Origin of the sequence: Candidatus Neomicrothrix sp. (genome assembly GCF_035329545.1) — a bacterium.
In the GTDB taxonomy this organism is placed as follows: domain Bacteria; phylum Actinomycetota; class Acidimicrobiia; order Acidimicrobiales; family Microtrichaceae; genus Microthrix; species Microthrix subdominans.
This window is the reverse complement of record NZ_DAOLGP010000029.1, coordinates 23,431-38,904: the sequence shown is the minus strand read 5'-3', so window position 1 is coordinate 38,904 and position 15,474 is coordinate 23,431. Positions and strand designations below refer to the sequence as shown.

Here is a 15,474-nt window from a genome sequence, read left to right as displayed (position 1 = left end):
ATTTCAAACCCGCCACCCGCCGAGGGACCATGGGACCCACCACCTACTTCGCTCGTTCACTTTGGTCCGCCGGTCCGTGATCCGGTTGCCGACCGATGGTCGGCGCGGGCCGACGCCAGCACGGCCGGGTCGCTCCACAGGTCGACGGCGACAGCAGCGAGCGCCTTGGCGCCGTCGAGCACCGCCCGATCGCCCGCCGGCGAGGCGGCCGACGCAGCGAACGCCTCGGTGTGGATCGAGCTGCCGGGCGGCCCGACGGCGATCGTCGGGTGGATGCTGGGCACTTCGAGGCTGACGTTGCCCATGTCGGTCGAACCGATGGTGAGCGAGGCATCCTCGACGCCGGCGACCGTGCGGCCGAGAGCGGCGGCGTGCAGCGCATAGCGGGCCCCCAGGGTGGGATTGTGCAACAGCTCGGCGTAGGGGGCATCGACCCAGGCGACCTCGAGCTCGCAGCCGGCGCTCTGGGCGCCGCCGGCCAGGGCGGCCAGCACCCGGGGCTTCAGCTCCTCGAGGCGTGCCAGCGTGCCCGAACGTACGTAGTAATGCGCCGCTGCCCGGCGCGGCACGATGTTGGGCTGCTCGCCCGCTTCGGTGAAGATGCCGTGGACCCGCTCGTCGGGGGCGATGTGCTGGCGCAGCGCAGCGACGGCGTTGTACCCGAGGACGGCGGCGTCGAGGGCATTGCGGCCCAGCTCGGGATGGGCGGCTGCGTGGGACGCCTTGCCGTGATAGGTCACCCTCAGCTGTTGGATCGCAATGGCATACATCGACTCGACGTCGGCCGACGAGGGGTGCAACATCATCGCTGCGTCGACCCCCTCAAGCGCCCCGGCGTCGATCATGGCGATCTTGCCGCCACCGCCCTCCTCGGCGGGCGTGCCGAGGATCACCAGGTTGCCGTTGAGTTCGTCGACCACCGCTGCTGCGGCCAGGCCGGCACCCAGGCCGGCGGCGGCGATGATGTTGTGGCCGCAGGCGTGACCGATGCCGGGCAGGGCGTCGTACTCGCAGATCACCGCCACCGTGGGGCCCGCTCCCCCGCCGGCGCGGGCCTCGAACGCGGTGTCCAGCCCGTAGGCGCCCCGGGTGACCGCCAGGTTGGCCTCCTCGAGGACATCGCAGAGCAGGTCGTGGGCACGATGTTCGGCGTAGGCCAGTTCGGGATCGGCATGGATGCGATGTGAGACGTCCACCAACCGATCGGCCAGGCGGTCGACCTCGTCGAACACCCGCTGCCGTGCCTCGGCGGCATCGGGTTGGCCGCCATGCCCACCCGTTGCGCTCGGGTCCACAGAATCGTCGTTGCGCAGGTCCGCCATCGTCTCAATGTAGGCCAGGCCGCCCACGATCGAACCTGGGGTCCGACGGGCCCCTGCCGCTACATGACCGCCGTGAAGGCGTCGGGGATCAGTTCGACGCCGAAGTCGTCGACCATGCCGGTGTCGACCCCGTCGACATAGAGGCGCCACGGCCCCATGCCGGCGTCGAGCGCCTTCGGCCTGGAGGTCGTCAGGCCGGGATGGGGCAGGTGCGTTCCGGCGGCCAGCCGACCGGGGAGCTGGCGGCGATCGCGGGCACCGAGGCGCCCCTGGGTCACCTCGAGTCGGCCGTCGTTGGGATGCCCTCGCGGCGCGATGTTCCAGTCGCCGACGAAGGCGGCATTGGCGATGATCAGCGTCTCGTCGACGAACCAGGGTGCCCGTCGCAGCTTCGGCGAGTGGCGACGGCCTCGCAAGGCGCCGACCAATCGGTCGCTCGGTCGGCCGGCCTCGGGCGCGCGGAACGCAACGACGTGGGCCACCGCCACCGCAGGCTCGCTCGAGACACCGTCGGTGGTCGAGCGCACCACCAGCGCGTCGAGCGGATACCGCCAGGCGTCCTCATCGGTCGGCCGCCGCCCCGACGGTTTCCCGCCCAGGGTGGAGAACAGGTCGCCGCCGATCAGCCCGGTCGGTTCCGGCACGTCGCCGGCCAACACCGCTGCTGCGACGACCCGGGCCAGCTCGGCGTCGGTGGCGGCCACCGGTCCAGCCGCCTCGAGCGGGCCCTGCCGCCCCCACGGTTGTCCCTTGGCGATCGTCACCGGCGAGGCCGCTCCCCCGCCGAATCGGGGGCGTCATCGTCATCGTCGACGACGGGGTCGTCGTCGAACTCCAGGTCGGTCATCGTCGACACCACCCCTCGGTGGAGACCATCCACCGCCGTCCGGGCGGTGGCTGCCAGCGCATGGCGATCGGTCACGTCGGCGATCTGGCGGGTCAGGTCGATCAGCTGACGAATCCAGCGCACGAAGTCACCGCCGGACAGGTCCTCGCCGACCACGTCGGACAGGCCGGCGCCGGCCACCCAGGAATAGGCGACCTCGACCATACCCGGATCGGGCGAACGGCTGAGCGGCAGCCCCGCCGCCTCCTCGGCCTCGTTGACCTGCCGGGCCGCCCGCTCGATCTGGGAGAAGCGACGGCGCAGGGTCGAGTTGGGAAACCTCGGCTCGGGTGGCGGTTCGGAGCTGCGGTGCTCGTAGGTGAAGGTTGAGATCAGCCCGGCCAGCTCGGGGGCATCCAACCCGTCGAACAACCCGGTCTCCATCGCATGGGTGATCACCAGGTCGGCCTCGTGATACAGCCGGGCCAGCCGCCGCCCGCGCTGTGTGAGCTGCCAGCCCTCCAGGTAGCCACGGGCTTCGAGCACCGCCAACCGGGCGATCAGGCCCTGCTCGAGCGCGGTGTTTCGGCCGGCGATGCGGCGTCGCAGCGCCTCGGCGTCCCGCTTCAGGGTGGTTGCCTCCTCCAGCCCCGCCAGGTGGTCCTCGGCGTGCGGACAGCCCGCCACCGGATGCTCCTCTGCACGGGGGCGATCCGGAACGGCCGAAGCCAGCGAGGGGGGCGAGGGGGGTGCCGTGCTCGAAGGCATAGCGGAGCGGCCTTCGTGTGTGGTGCCGCCCTCGTCGCCCAGCCCCAGGCGCTGCTTCTTGGACGAGCGACGGCGGGGGTTGCGACGGCGGAGTGCGAGCCCCGCCTCCTCGGCGAAACGGTCGGTCTCCGGCCGGTACGGCACCGGCAGGTCCACCCGACCCACCACGACCGGTTCGCCGATGAAATCCATGTGGGTCAGCCGTTCCGGCTTTCCGCCGACGTCGGAGACGCGGAGGCGCACCCGGTTGCGGGAGCGGTGGGCGACGGACAACACGACCACCGGCTCCCCGCCAACAGGATGCTCGATCACCTCGCCGGGGACCAGGTCGCCCACCGCCTCGCTCACCACGAGGTCGGTGTCGCCGTCGGGGCGACGCACCGCCCCCGGCCTCGCCGGCGTGGCTGCGCGCTCGGCCGCCGTGATCGCTGCGTACTCGACGACGTCGCCGAGCTCGCAGGTCGCCCGCTGCTCCGCCCCGGCGATGCGCTCCTCGAGCCGATCGAGCCGTGCCCGCAGCCGCACCAGGTCGGCGTCGGCCTGAAACTGGGCGAAGCTCCGCTGAAGCACGCCCAACGCCTCGTCCCGCTGGTAGCGGGCCACCAGGTTGACCACCATGTTGTAGGTGGGGTGAAAGGCCGAGTTGAGCGGGTACTCGCGGCTGCCCGCCAGCGCAGCCGCCTGGTCGAAGGTGACGAACGGCGACCAGGCGACGACGGCGAAGCCCAGCTCGTCGATGCCCCGACGGCCCGCCCGGCCGGTGAGCTGGGTGAACTGGGCCGGGGTCAAAAAGTCGTGCCCGTCGCCGGTGTACTTGGTCAGCTTGTCGATCACCACGGTGCGGGCGGGCATGTTGATGCCGAGGGCCAGCGTCTCGGTGGCGAACACCACCTTGATCAGCCCCAGGGTGAAGGCCTCCTCGACCGCCTCCTTGAAGGCGGGCACCATCCCGGCATGGTGGGCGGCCACTCCGGCCTCCAGCGCCGCCACCCAGCGGTCGTAGCGCAGCACCTTCAGGTCGGCTGCGCTTAACGACGCGGTGTGGGTCTCGGCGATCGTACGGATGAGCGCCCGGTCCTCCTGACTGGTCAGGCGGACCCCGGCGTCGCGACAGGCGGCCATCGCCTCGTCGCAGCCGTTGCGGCTGAAGATGAACCAGATCGCCGGCAGCAGGCCCTCGGCATCGAGGCGCTCAACCGTCTCCACCTTGCGCGGCATGGCAAAACGCCCCCGCCGGCGTCGCTGCCCACCAGGTCCCCGGTGACCGGTGTTGGGGGCCGCATCGAAGCGGTGGCCCTCCGGGTTGGGGCGGCCGTCGACGAGCAGCGGCAGAAGGTGGTCCTCCGGGGCGCTGCGGTCGGCGACCAGGTACAGCGGGCGCAACTCCACCGGGCGCTCGTGCTCGATCACCGTGCGAGTGGGCCCCCGCAATGCCCGAATCCACTCGCCGAGCTGTTCGGAGTTGGACACCGTGGCCGACAGCCCCACCAACTGGGCGCCCGCCGGCGCGTGGATGATCACCTCCTCCCAGGTCGGCCCCCGCTGGGGGTCGGCCAGGTAGTGCACCTCGTCCATGACGACCACGCCCAGACCCGCCAGGTTTGGGCTGGTCACGTAAATCATGTTGCGCAGCACTTCGGTGGTCATGACGATCAGGTCGGCCGAGCCGTTGACCGCGTTGTCGCCGGTGAGCAGGCCGACCCGGCCAGCGCCCCAGCGGGCCGAAAAGTCACGGAACTTCTGGTTGGACAGCGCCTTGATCGGGGTGGTGTAGAACGCCCGACGACCTTGGGCGAGGGCCCGGTCAATGGCGTGCTCGGCCACGAAGGTCTTGCCGGCGCCGGTCGGAGCCGCCACCAGGACCGACTCGCCGTCGTCGATCGCCTCGATCGCCCTCAGCTGGAACTCATCGGGGACGATCGGGTCGCCGGCGTCGCTCACGACAGACGTGCCTTCTCCCGACGTCGAACGATCAGACGCCCGGCGAGGATCGACGCCTCGTAGAACACGTACAACGGGATGGCGAGCGCAAACATCGAGATCGGGTCGACGCTGGGGGTGATGATCGCCGCCAGCGCAGTGATGCCGACGATCGCCTCGCGCCGCCACTTGGACAGCGTCGAAGGCTGGACGACGCCGACGAACTGCAGCGCGATCAACAGGATCGGGAACTCGAAACCCACGCCGAACGCCGCCATCGTGAACAACACCAGCGTGGTGTACTTCGTCACGTTGGTGAGGTTGTCGATGCCCTCGCCGCCGATGGTCAACAGAAATTCAAGCGCCTTGGGCAGGGTCAGGTAGGCAACGGCCGCCCCGGAGACAAACAGCGTTGTCGACAGGGCGACGAAGGTCGCTGCGTACGCCTTCTCCTTGCGGTACAGGCCCGGGGCGATGAAACGCCACAGCTGGTAAAAGATCACCGGAAGTGCGATGAAGATGCCCGAATAGCCCGCCACCTGGGCGCGGAAGCCGAACGGTTCGAGCGGGTCGAAGCTGGTCAGGGCACAGGTTTGACGCTTCGCTTCGACCACGTCGCAGTACGGCACCGTCAGAAAGCTGAAGATCTTCTCGTAGAAGATCCAGCCGACCACGGCGCCGATAACGATCGCCACCGCGGCGCGCAACAGACGGTTGCGCAGTTCCTTCAGGTGCTCGATCAGGCTCATGTCGCCCTTGGCGGGGGCGTCGGTGGTCTCCGTGCTCACGAAGTCGGTCCGTCGGGACGGTCGGGTTCGGCGGTGTCGGCTAGAGCTGATGGGTTGGCCGAAGCCTGGTCGTCCTCAGCGGGCTCAACTCGCTGCCCGAGCGGCCCCCCTCGAGCGGTGAACGCAGTTGACGCCACCGGGGTCGACATGGAGGTGGGCGGCCCCTCCTGCTCGGCGACCCTCCCAGGCACCCCTTCGGGGGCGCCCGCGCCAAGGGGGGCGGCGCGTGTGGTGAACGCAGCGTTGTCGGGCACCCCGGCGTCGAGTCGACGCTGGGCGGCCACCTCGGAATCGACGGGCACCCGTCGCCCACCCAGCTTGTCGTCCATCGTGGTCGGGTACTGCGGCCCGTTGCCCGGGGGTAGGCCCGGCTCGGGCAGGTCGGCGATCGTTGGAGAGGCCTCCGGCTGAACGGGCGCGTCCAAGAGCGCCTTGACCTGAGCTGCCTCCTCGTGCAGATCGAACTCGGCCATGCGGACGATCTCTGAGAGCTTCTGGCGCGGCCGCATGGCGAACTCGCCGATCTCCCGCAGCGGTTGCATCGCCGGGTCGTCGACCACACCGCGTACCTCGTCGGACATCGACGACATCTGAGCCCTTGCCTGGGCGATGCCGCGGCCGATCTTGCGCGCCATCTCGGGAAGCCGGTCCGGGCCGACGACGACCATGAGTAGGACGAGAACGGCAAGAATCTCCCACCCACCGATGTTGTCGACGATCAGGCCGAACATTGAGGTTGTGAGATCAAGAGGGGCCTGCACCACCCGCCCAGTCTAGGGGCCGCTCGGCACCTCGCCTTGGAGCCCCAGCAGCTGAACATGACTCACTCGTGTGGCGCGGACGAGCGCCGGTGCAACACGATGGGGTGATGTCTCATCCCACGCTCGGCGAGCCGGTGCGCTACCTGGCGGACGGCGGCGCCCCGGAACGGGAGGCCGATCACTCGCTGGCCGGGTTTCGTCTCGCCCGGCGGCTGGGCGCCGACGGCTGGGAGGTGACCGGACATCGCAGCGCCGATGATGTCGTCGTGCTTGCCCGAAACCCCACCGTCGGGTGGCGTCGGCGGTCCCGCTCGGCGATCCCCGCCGCCGACAGCGAGGCCCCACCGCTGGCCGATCTATTGGCGATCGACGCCGATCAGGCCCCGCTGGTGTCGATCGCGGTGGCCGACCGGGAGACGCTGGACGCGGTGATACTTGCCGCCGCCGGCGCCGGGGCGACCGGGCGGATGTGGATCCGCTGCGGCGACCTCGAGGTGCTGGCAGCAGCGGCCGCCGACCTGGGCCCCACCCGACCGATGCTGATCCACGAGGCTCCGCTCGCCGCCATGGCAAAGGGACCCGAGCGCCATGCCTCTCAGCTGCGGGCGGTCGGCGTCGACGGACAGGCGATGGCCTTCGGCCAGTGGACCGGCGGCCTGACCGCACTGTTCCATCGCTTCGATCGACTGTGCGTCGGTCGCAGCGCAACGCACGTTCGCATGATCAAGGAGTTCGTCGAGATGGGCGTCGACAGCGCCAGCAGCCTCAACCCGGAACGCCTCGACGAGGCCCGCGGCAAACTGCCCTAAGCGCTACAGCCCGCCGATTCGGCCGGGCGGCCACACGCGGGTGGTCGCCCGACCCACGATCGCATCCTCGGTGATCGGCCCAAAGCACCGGCCGTCCTTCGACGCCCCTCGGTTGTCGCCGAGCATCAGCACCCGCCCCTCGGGCACGTCGATCGGTTCGGCCATGTCGGTACGGGTGCCCGGGGGCAGATAGCTCTCGTCGATGGGTTCGCCGTCGACGAGCACCTCACCCTCGGGGCTGGTGATCTCCTCGCCCGGCAACCCGATGACCCGCTTGATCAGGTCCTGAGGGTCGGCGGAGGCAAACGGACACTCGTCCACGTTGGGGCGCTTGAACACGATGACATCGCCCCGGTCGAGATCGGCGATCGAATCGCTGGGCTTCCACACCACCACCCGGTCGCCCTGCTCCAGGGTGGGGACCATCGAGTCCGACGGGATCGAGAATGCCTGGAGGACAAACGCCCGAACCACGAGGGCGAGCACCAGGCCGACGGCGAAAACGGCGATGGTCTCCGCCCAGCTGCGGATCCGTTGGGCGGTGGTCGGGCTGGACTGGTCCATCTGCTTCTCCGTGACCTTCGGCTCGTCGGTGCCCCGCGTCGGTCGACCCGAGACCGACCCGGGCGCCTCAGCCGACCCAGGCGACGCCGACGGGCTGGATGGGTAGGCGGCCCGGCGGCGCAACGGTTGCCCGTCGTCGTCCAGCTGGGGGGCGGGAACAACCCACGGGTCCGCCTGCGGGGTGTCGGGTCCACCCTCGTCGGCGGTCACGACCCCGGATCCATGACGCCATAGCGTTGGAGCACAGCGGTCGCCGCACGCACGCCGGCGTCGATCAGTTCGGGGGGCGCAGCCAGAACCTCGACGTCGGGACCCAGCCGCAACAGCAACCGGCTGAGCCAGGCCTCCCCTGACACGGCCAAGGTGATCCGTTGCGACCCGTCCGCCTCATCGACCACGGACTCGACCGGGTACGTCTCGGCCACCCAGCGATAGCCCTCGGCAACCCGCAGCTCGACGAGCGGCGCCGCCTCATCGGGGCGGAGTGCCAGGTCGGACTCGGCCGGCGGTCGATGCCGGCGATCGGTCTCGAGCACCTCGGCGTCGAGGATTCTGTCGAGTCGAAAGGTGCGGGGGGCGTCAGCCGAGTGACAGTAGGCCGAGAGGTACCAGTGCCCATCCCGGTTGCGCAACAGCCAGGGATCGACCACCCGTTCCTCGGCCCGGTCCCGACCAAGCGTGTAGTAGCGCAACCGCACCTGGTGGTCAGCCTCCAAGGCCGACGCCAGCAGCTCCCGTTGCCCACCGGCCGCTGCATCGCCCAGATCGACGCTGAGGCTGCGTCCGGGGTCGGCCCCGACCGTGCGGGCCAACTTGGCCAGGCCGCGGGCCAGGGGGCCGTCCGGGTCGGTGCCCGGCGTGGTCAGCAGCGCGGAACCAGCTGCGAGCAGCGCCAGGTTCTGGGCGGGCGTCAGTGCCAAGGGCCGACGGAAGGCTTCGCCGAGGCGCACCTCGATCTGGTCCTCCTCGTCAATCGAGACGTCGACCAGTGCGTCGGGCGTATAGGGGTACACCCCGACCATGAACACGACGTTGAGGTCGGCGAGCAGGTCGTCACGGTCGATGCCGAAGCGTTCGGTCACCTCACCGACGGTGACACCTGGCCGCTCCGCCACCCACGGCAGAACGGCCAGGATGCGCCTCAGCCGATCGCCGGCGGTGACGCGGGCACTCATCGGCGAACCTTCGGGGCCGCCACCGCTGCGGCCCAGGCGATCAGATCGTTGCGTGCCCACTCGGGCGCGATGATCTCGACGCGGTCGAGATGGCTCAGCACATAGCTGCGGAACGGCTCCCATCGGGTCAGCCGAACGCCGAGCACCAGCGAACCGCCGTCGCGCTCCTCGATGACCTCGGCATCGGGCAACTCGAGACGCACCACCGGGGCGACCAGGGCGTCGACGACCAGGGAGATGACCTCCTCGGGCCCGTCGTCGAACGTCCAGGGTTGGCGTCGGCTCACCCCTTCTGCCGACTCGTGAGTTTCCGCCGACCCGGCGGTGCCCAGCTCGATCCGGTCGCCCATTCGGTCGACCCGAAACGACCGGGGTTCGCCCTTCGACCGGTCGAACGCCGCCAGATACCAGCGCCCCTGTCGATACTCGAGCCGCTCGGGGTCGACCGATCGCTCGGTCCCCCGATAGCTGAACGCCGCGGTTGCCCGCTCGCTGACCGCGCTGAACAGCGGGAGCAGCGCCGCCGGGGTGGGCACGTCGGCCGACAGCGAGACGGGCGAGCCGGTTCCCTCGCCGAGGGCTCCGCCCAGCTTCCACAGCCCCGAGTCGTCATCGAGGCCCTTCAGCCGGACGATCGATGTCGCCAGATGCAGGGCGGCGAGCTCGTCGGTGTCGAGCTCCGGATCGTCCATGCCGTAATCGGCGTCGGTCATCCGGTAGCCGACCACCGGCGGGTCGACGCTGCCCAGATCCTGCATCAGGATGGGCAGGCCCATCGCCCGCAGGTCGTCCTTGTCGCGTTCGAAGGCCCGATGGAAGGCGATGTCACCCTCCGGGTAGCCCTCCACCCGCTGATGGATCTCTTCGGCGCGCAGCGGGCGCGGGCTGTCGATCAGTGCAGCGATCAGGTTGAGCTGTCGTTCGAGCTTCTTCGTTGACACCGGAGTGTCACTCTAGATCAGGGCGCACGCCCAGCCGACCGTCAGCCGAGCAGCTCGGCGACCACCGCTGCCGCTGCCGCCGCCGCCTGAAAGAACAGCGGGTCGGCGTCGGGGCCCCGTCCCATCGTCGTCACCCGCAGCCCCAGGCCGTCCAGTGTCTCGGCCGGGTCGGGCACCTCTCCCACCGCTCGTGATTCCACGCCGGAGAGCGTCGCCGCCTCGGGGGGGACCGGCGCCACCATCGGTCGAGCCGAGCACAACCGGGCAGCGGTCGCCGTGTGGTGGCTGACCCCCTGATGGCGTCCACGAGCGTCGCCGTCGGAGGCCCGCACCGCCAGCACCGGGGTGCCGCCCAGCTTGCGGGCCAGGTCCAGCACATGGGCGACCTCCACCGAGGTGGTGCCCAGCGACGTGCCGGTGCCGACCACGCCCGGCCCCATTGACACGACGATCGCATCGGCGTCGAACACGTGACGGGCCAGGCCGAGCGCCGACGCCACCGACACCGCCTCCAGGTCACCGCCGAAGGCGTGGCCGGCGCTGACCGTGCCGCACAGCACGCCGGCGTCGACCAGCTCGACGACCAGGTCCGACATCACCAGCGGCAGCGCGGCTCCGTCGGTCATGACGTAGGCGATGCGCGCCTGGGGCCGCAGGCGCGCGATCGTCGCGGCGACGACCGCCATCTGGCTGTGCAGCGAGCAGGCGACCACCGGCACCCCGCCCAGCGGACGGTCGGCCGCGGCTGGATGCACCAACTCGTCGGTACCGACATCGACCTGCAGGCTGGTGTAGCGCAGCTTCATCACATGGTCGGGACCGGGCTGGGACAACGAGCGACGTGACAGGTTCCAGTGCACGAAGTGCCAGCCGCCCGTGCCCAGTCCGAGCTCGACGGCTGTCGTGTTGCACACCACCTCGTCCCCCAGGTCCACCGGACCGGTGAGTTCGGTGAGGACGTAGGCCCGGGCCTCTTCGACGTGTCCCGGATCGCTCTCGGACTGGGCCTCGTGTTCGCCGAGGCGAACCCACACTCGCTGGAGCCCGGGGCGCTCGGCGATCATGGCGGTCACCAGGCCGGTGCGAAACGTCGGCAACCTATACTCCCGCCTCGATCAGCTGAACGCTCGGACACAACAGGTTCACCGGTCCCACACTGCCTGCCTACAGGCTGTCGATCAGGTGCTCGACCCGCTCGTCGTGGGCGAGGAACGGGTCCTTGCACAACACCGAACGTTGGGTCTGGTCGTTCAACTTCAGGTGGACCCAATCCACCGTGTAGTCGCGTTTGCGCTCCTTGGCCCGTCGGATGAACTCGCCCCGCAGGCGTGCCCGAGTGGTTTGGGGCGCCAGGTCGACCGCCTCGGCGATGGCGTAATCGTCGACCATGCGCTCGACGAGGCCCCTGCGCTGCAGCTTGTAGAACACCGAGCGGGTGCGGTCGATGTCGTGGTACTGCAGGTCGAGCAGGGCCAGCCGGGCGTCGCCCGGATCGAGGCCGTGGCGCTCCCGGTAGGCCTCGACCAGCTGGTACTTGATCACCCAGTCGAGCTCGGTGTTGAGCGTCATCGGATCGTCCTCGAGGCCGACCATGACGTGCTCCCACATCGCCAGCGCCTGCTTTTCCTGCGGGTTGAGCTCGTGGCTGGCGGCGTACCGAAGGGCCCGGTTGAGATACTCCCCTTGGATGTCGAGCGCTGAGGCCTCGCGCCCGTTGGCCAGACGCACCCGGGTGCGGCCGGTGAGGTCGTGGCTGATCTCGCGAATCGCCCGGATCGGATTCTCCAGGGTCATGTCACGCAGCACCACCGTCGGGTCCTCGAGCATGCGCAACATCAACATCGTTGCCCCCACCTTCAAATAGGTGGAGTATTCCGACATGTTGGTGTCGCCGACGATGACGTGAAGGCGTCGAAACCGCTCGGCGTCCGCGTGCGGCTCATCGCGGGTGTTGATGATCGGGCGGCTGCGGGTGGTGGCTGAGCTGACCCCCTCCCAGATGTGCTCGGCCCGCTGGGACACCGAGAAGTGTGATCCCCGACTGGTCGTGATCACCTTGCCAGCACCGGCATAGATCTGCCGGCTGACCAGGAACGGGATGAGCACCTCGGTGTAATGGGCCAGGTCCTCCGAGCGGTTGGTCAGGTAGTTCTCGTGGCAGCCGTAGGAGTTGCCGGCCGAGTCGGTGTTGTTGCGGAACAGATAGACGTCACCGCGGATGCCCTCGTCGTGCAGGCGCTGTTCGGCCGAACCCAGGAGCTGTTCGAGGATGCGCTCGCCGGCCTTGTCATGGGCGATCAGGTCGTTCAACGAGTCGCACTCGGGCGTGGCGTACTCGGGGTGCGAGCCGACGTCGAGGTACAGGCGGGCGCCGTTGGCCAGAAAGACATTGGAGGAGCGGCCCCAGCTGACCACCCGCCGGAACAGGTAGCGGGCCACCTCGTCCGGACTGAGCCGTCGTTGGCCGCGCAGGGTGCAGGTCACGCCGTACTCGGTCTCGATCCCCATGATCCGGCGCTGCATCGACCGCAGGCTACTCAGGCCCAGCCGTTTTTGGAGCCGGTCTTCAGGTGCCGTCGTCCGAGTCGGCCTCCGGGGCCTTCTCGTCGTCGTTCTCGGCCTCCGCCGATGCGTCGGTTTCGGCGGTCGACAGGTCGGTGGCACCGGTATCGGTGGTGACCGTTGCAGCGAGGGGTATCTCCTCGACGTCGGACGCCCCATTACCGGAACCGGACTGGTCGCTCCCGCCCACCTCACCGCCGAGCAGTTCGGCGACCTCGTCAACGGTCAGCCGGCGAAATGCCCGATGCTCGACGTTGCGGTCCAGCACCGCCACCTCCAGGTCGCCCGCCGACAGGCTGCGGTCGGGCCCGGCCAGGGCCAAAGCGGCCAGTCGCAGGCCGTCCGCCAAGCTCGGCGTGGCTTCGAACTCGCTGGCCACCCGGTTCCGAACCGCCTCGGCGTCACCGCCCAACACGGTGAAGCTGGCCTCGTCGATCAGTGTGCCGTCGTAGAGGATGTGGAACAGCCGGTCATCGTCGGGCCCGTTCGACACCTCGGCGATCAGGATCTCCACCTCCATCGGCTTCATCTCGTGGGTGAAGACGTTGCCCAGGCTCTGGGCATAGCCGTTGGCCAGGCTCCGCCCGTCCACGTCCTCACGGCTGTAGGCGTAGCCCTTGAGGTCGGCGCTGCGCACCCCGGCGATGCGGAGCTGGTCGAACTCGTTGTATTTGCCGACGCCGGCAAAGGCGATGCGGTCGTAAATCTCGTAGATCTTGCGCAGCAGGCGGCTGGGGTTCTCCGCACAGATCAGGATGGCCTCGTCACAGGACATGCCGATCAGGCTGCGACCGCGGGCGATCCCCTTGCGGGCGTAATCGGCCCGGTCCTTCATCACCTGCTCGGGGGCGACGTAGAACGGCTGGGTCATGGTGCTCCGATCGAAGACAAACGTAGGGAGGGTGCGGGGGACATGGGTCAGCGGCGCCGGGCGGCGCTAGCGCCGTTCCCGCAGGCGCTCGATGAGTGCCTCGGTGCGCTCGGCCAGGCCCGAGTCGTCGATGCGTTCGAAGCCGCGGGCGGTGATGGTGGCCACGATCGGGTAGATACCCCGCAACAGGTCGGGGCCCCCGGTGGCCGAGTCCTCCTCGGCCGCCTGGTAGAGCGCTTCGAGCACGAGGTCGACGGCGGCGGCCTCGCTCAGGTCCCGCCTCCATCCCATCTTGACGACGGTGCCGGCGTGCAGGCTGCCCGACCCGGTGGCCGTATGATCGGCCTCCTCGTAGCGCCCGCCGGTCACGTCGTACTGGAACAGCCGGCCCTCGCCTCGCTTCAGGTCGTAACCGGCGAAGATCGGTACGACCGCCAGGCCCTGCATGGCCATCGGCAGGTGCTGGGCCACCATCTGGCTCAGCTGGTTGGCCTTGCCCTCCAGTGACAGGTGATCGCCTTCCACCTTCTCGTAGTGCTCGAGTTGCAGCTGGAACAGCCGGACCATCTGCACGGCCGGACCTGCCGCACCGGCGATGGCGACGCCGCTGTAGCGGTCGCCGGGGAAGACCTTCTCGATGTTGCGGTGGCTGATCAGGTTGCCCGAGGTGGCCCGACGATCACCGGCCATGATCACGCCGTCTGCGAAGCGGACCGCCAGACACGTCGTACCGTGCGGGACGGCAAGGGTGGCGTCGCCCGAGGGGACGGGTGCGCTCAGGCCGCTGTTGCGCACCAGTCGGGCAAAGTCGGGGCCTGGGTCGTCACCCGGCGAGAAGGTGGGGAGGTTCATCGCCAGTCAGCGTAGCGGCGAGGACCCGACGCCCGGTTAGACCGACGGCAGCGGGCCCTCGACCAGCCAGGTCACCCCGATCGAGTCCTTGCGCCCCCGTTGGCTGGACAGGGTCATGAACTTGCGGTCGGGTGACACGGTGGGGCCGGTGATCTCCGAGCCATCGTGACCCTCGACCCGCAGGATCGGGACGGCGGAGCCATCGAGGCCGAGTGCAACCAGCTCCATATTGCCGCCGTCCTCGGCGGTCAACAGCGTTGCCGACGGACCGTCCCACCACAGGTTGTCGACGCCGGTCAGCACGTCCCCGTCTCCGGTGGCGCCGTCTCCGCTTGCCCGGTAAACGATCGACATCTCGTTGCTGGCCGGGTCGTAGGCCCACACCGTGTTGTCCAGCTTGGTCGAGAAGAAGATCTTGCCGTCGCCGAGCGCGATGCCCTCCCCGCCCGCATACGGGGTGGAGTCGGCCACCTGGGTTCGCGTGGCCATTTCCGCCGCCGACGGGTCGGGCACCTCCGCCCACGTCACCGCTCCGGTGCCGTCGATGCTTCCGCCCTTCACCACCGCAACCTCGAGGGTGCCGGCGCCCAGATCGGGCCACGACGACGGAGTGAAGCGGTAGAAGCGACCGTCGGGCTGGTCCTCGGTCAGGTAGACCGCCTTGCCGGCCTCGTCCACCCCTGCGGCCTCGTGCTTGAACACGCCCAACGCCGGCCGAGCCTCGCCGCTGTTCTCGACGGTCGGATCGGCCTCCCACACACGACCCTGGTCAAACTCCTCGCCCGACAGCCAGGTGCCCCAAGGGGTGGGGCCGCCGGCGCAGTTGAGGGTGGTGCCACCGAGGATGCGATGGGCGGCGATCACCTTGCCGTCGTCGGACAGATGGATGGCGCTTGCGCCGCCACCGTTGTCGGAGGCGGCCTCGTGGTTGATGGCCACCCACCAACCGTCGTCGTCCGGGTCGGCGAACGTGGCGGCGCCGTCGGGCGCCGGCGACCAGACGTAGTTGGTCGAGCCGACCTTCTCGCCGGTACGGGCCAGCACGGTGGCGCTCCACCCGGCGGGCACCAACAGGCCGTCGGCACCGGAGTCGATCGTCGGCTTGGACCACGACGCCGGGGTCGACGGCGCGGACGTTGGCACTCCGTTCGTCGAGGTGGACGTCGTCGTCTTCTTCTTTGAACCGGACGTGGACGCGGTGTCGCCGCCATCGGAGCTGCAGCCGGCGCCGACGAGCAAGGCGCCGATCGGCGCTCCGGCCAAGGCGGCCAGCAGCCGACGCCGGGACGAATCGGGTGGGTGCTGCGAACTCATC

At 69.6% G+C, this 15,474-nt stretch carries 14 protein-coding genes; 1 reads left to right on the top strand and 13 read right to left on the bottom strand.

Annotation, left to right across the window (positions count from 1 at the left end; genetic code table 11):
- Positions 1-56: 56 nt before the first annotated feature.
- From PKD89_RS14590 to PKD89_RS14570, 5 genes are read right to left on the bottom strand one after another with little or no spacing between them, the layout of a single operon-like run.
- A complete protein-coding gene (locus PKD89_RS14590; RefSeq protein WP_289012103.1) occupies positions 57-1,322 on the bottom strand; it encodes a M20 family metallopeptidase in 1,266 nt (421 codons plus the stop codon).
- Positions 1,323-1,381: 59 nt separating this feature from the next.
- Positions 1,382-2,086: a hypothetical protein gene (locus PKD89_RS14585; protein WP_287391874.1), complete on the bottom strand. Its 705-nt coding sequence runs from the start codon at positions 2,084-2,086 to the stop codon at positions 1,382-1,384.
- Entirely contained in the window at positions 2,083-4,857 is a 2,775-nt protein-coding gene (locus PKD89_RS14580) for a DEAD/DEAH box helicase (protein ID WP_287378080.1), read from the bottom strand. The genes PKD89_RS14585 and PKD89_RS14580 overlap by 4 nt, the downstream gene beginning before the upstream one ends.
- Complete coding sequence (gene tatC / locus PKD89_RS14575; RefSeq protein WP_287378078.1) at positions 4,854-5,624, bottom strand: twin-arginine translocase subunit TatC; 771 nt, start codon at positions 5,622-5,624, stop codon at positions 4,854-4,856. Before tatC ends, PKD89_RS14580 begins: the two co-directional genes overlap by 4 nt.
- On the bottom strand, positions 5,621-6,385 hold the full coding sequence (locus tag PKD89_RS14570; protein ID WP_289012102.1) for a Sec-independent protein translocase subunit TatA/TatB: 765 nt from the start codon (positions 6,383-6,385) through the stop codon (positions 5,621-5,623). The genes tatC and PKD89_RS14570 overlap by 4 nt, the downstream gene beginning before the upstream one ends.
- Positions 6,386-6,492: 107 nt before the next feature.
- Here PKD89_RS14570 and PKD89_RS14565 point away from each other — a divergent pair, with 107 nt between their 5' ends.
- Positions 6,493-7,194 (top strand): hypothetical protein, encoded by a 702-nt coding sequence (locus PKD89_RS14565; RefSeq protein ID WP_287378073.1) that lies wholly within the window; start codon positions 6,493-6,495, stop codon positions 7,192-7,194.
- Between the two features lie 3 nt (positions 7,195-7,197).
- Here PKD89_RS14565 and lepB read toward each other — a convergent pair whose 3' ends face one another.
- The 8 genes from lepB to PKD89_RS14525 all read right to left on the bottom strand — a co-directional run bounded on the left by lepB (position 7,198) and on the right by PKD89_RS14525 (position 15,473).
- The gene (lepB, locus tag PKD89_RS14560) at positions 7,198-7,968 is read right to left on the bottom strand and encodes a signal peptidase I (RefSeq protein WP_287378071.1); all 771 of its coding nucleotides are present in this window, start codon (positions 7,966-7,968) and stop codon (positions 7,198-7,200) included.
- Entirely contained in the window at positions 7,965-8,933 is a 969-nt protein-coding gene (locus PKD89_RS14555; protein WP_287378069.1) for a WYL domain-containing protein, read from the bottom strand. The genes lepB and PKD89_RS14555 overlap by 4 nt, the downstream gene beginning before the upstream one ends.
- A complete protein-coding gene (locus PKD89_RS14550) occupies positions 8,930-9,874 on the bottom strand; it encodes a WYL domain-containing protein (RefSeq protein ID WP_287378066.1) in 945 nt (314 codons plus the stop codon). The genes PKD89_RS14555 and PKD89_RS14550 overlap by 4 nt, the downstream gene beginning before the upstream one ends.
- Before the next feature lie 41 nt (positions 9,875-9,915).
- Positions 9,916-10,971 (bottom strand): DUF3866 family protein, encoded by a 1,056-nt coding sequence (locus tag PKD89_RS14545; RefSeq protein ID WP_287378064.1) that lies wholly within the window; start codon positions 10,969-10,971, stop codon positions 9,916-9,918.
- Positions 10,972-11,038: 67 nt separating this feature from the next.
- Positions 11,039-12,397 (bottom strand): Pup--protein ligase, encoded by a 1,359-nt coding sequence (gene pafA / locus PKD89_RS14540; protein ID WP_287378062.1) that lies wholly within the window; start codon positions 12,395-12,397, stop codon positions 11,039-11,041.
- 43 nt (positions 12,398-12,440) lie between these two features.
- A complete protein-coding gene (gene prcA, locus PKD89_RS14535; protein WP_287378060.1) occupies positions 12,441-13,307 on the bottom strand; it encodes a proteasome subunit alpha in 867 nt (288 codons plus the stop codon).
- A gap of 66 nt (positions 13,308-13,373) precedes the next feature.
- Positions 13,374-14,159: a proteasome subunit beta gene (prcB, locus tag PKD89_RS14530; protein ID WP_287378057.1), complete on the bottom strand. Its 786-nt coding sequence runs from the start codon at positions 14,157-14,159 to the stop codon at positions 13,374-13,376.
- A gap of 36 nt (positions 14,160-14,195) precedes the next feature.
- Entirely contained in the window at positions 14,196-15,473 is a 1,278-nt protein-coding gene (locus PKD89_RS14525) for an alkaline phosphatase PhoX (RefSeq protein WP_287378054.1), read from the bottom strand.
- Position 15,474: the final 1 nt, after the last annotated feature.

Bases quoted from the DNA above. Each gene is read 5' to 3' on its own strand.
- prcB (WP_287378057.1), bottom strand. From the start codon at position 14,159: ATGAACCTCCCCACCTTCTCGCCGGGTGACGACCCAGGCCCCGACTTT.
- PKD89_RS14565 (WP_287378073.1), top strand. From the start codon at position 6,493: ATGTCTCATCCCACGCTCGGCGAGCCGGTGCGCTACCTGGCGGACGGC.
- prcA (WP_287378060.1), bottom strand. From the start codon at position 13,307: ATGACCCAGCCGTTCTACGTCGCCCCCGAGCAGGTGATGAAGGACCGG.
- PKD89_RS14590 (WP_289012103.1), bottom strand. From the start codon at position 1,322: ATGGCGGACCTGCGCAACGACGATTCTGTGGACCCGAGCGCAACGGGT.
- PKD89_RS14555 (WP_287378069.1), bottom strand. From the start codon at position 8,933: ATGAGTGCCCGCGTCACCGCCGGCGATCGGCTGAGGCGCATCCTGGCC.
- pafA (WP_287378062.1), bottom strand. From the start codon at position 12,397: ATGCAGCGCCGGATCATGGGGATCGAGACCGAGTACGGCGTGACCTGC.
- PKD89_RS14525 (WP_287378054.1), bottom strand. From the start codon at position 15,473: ATGAGTTCGCAGCACCCACCCGATTCGTCCCGGCGTCGGCTGCTGGCC.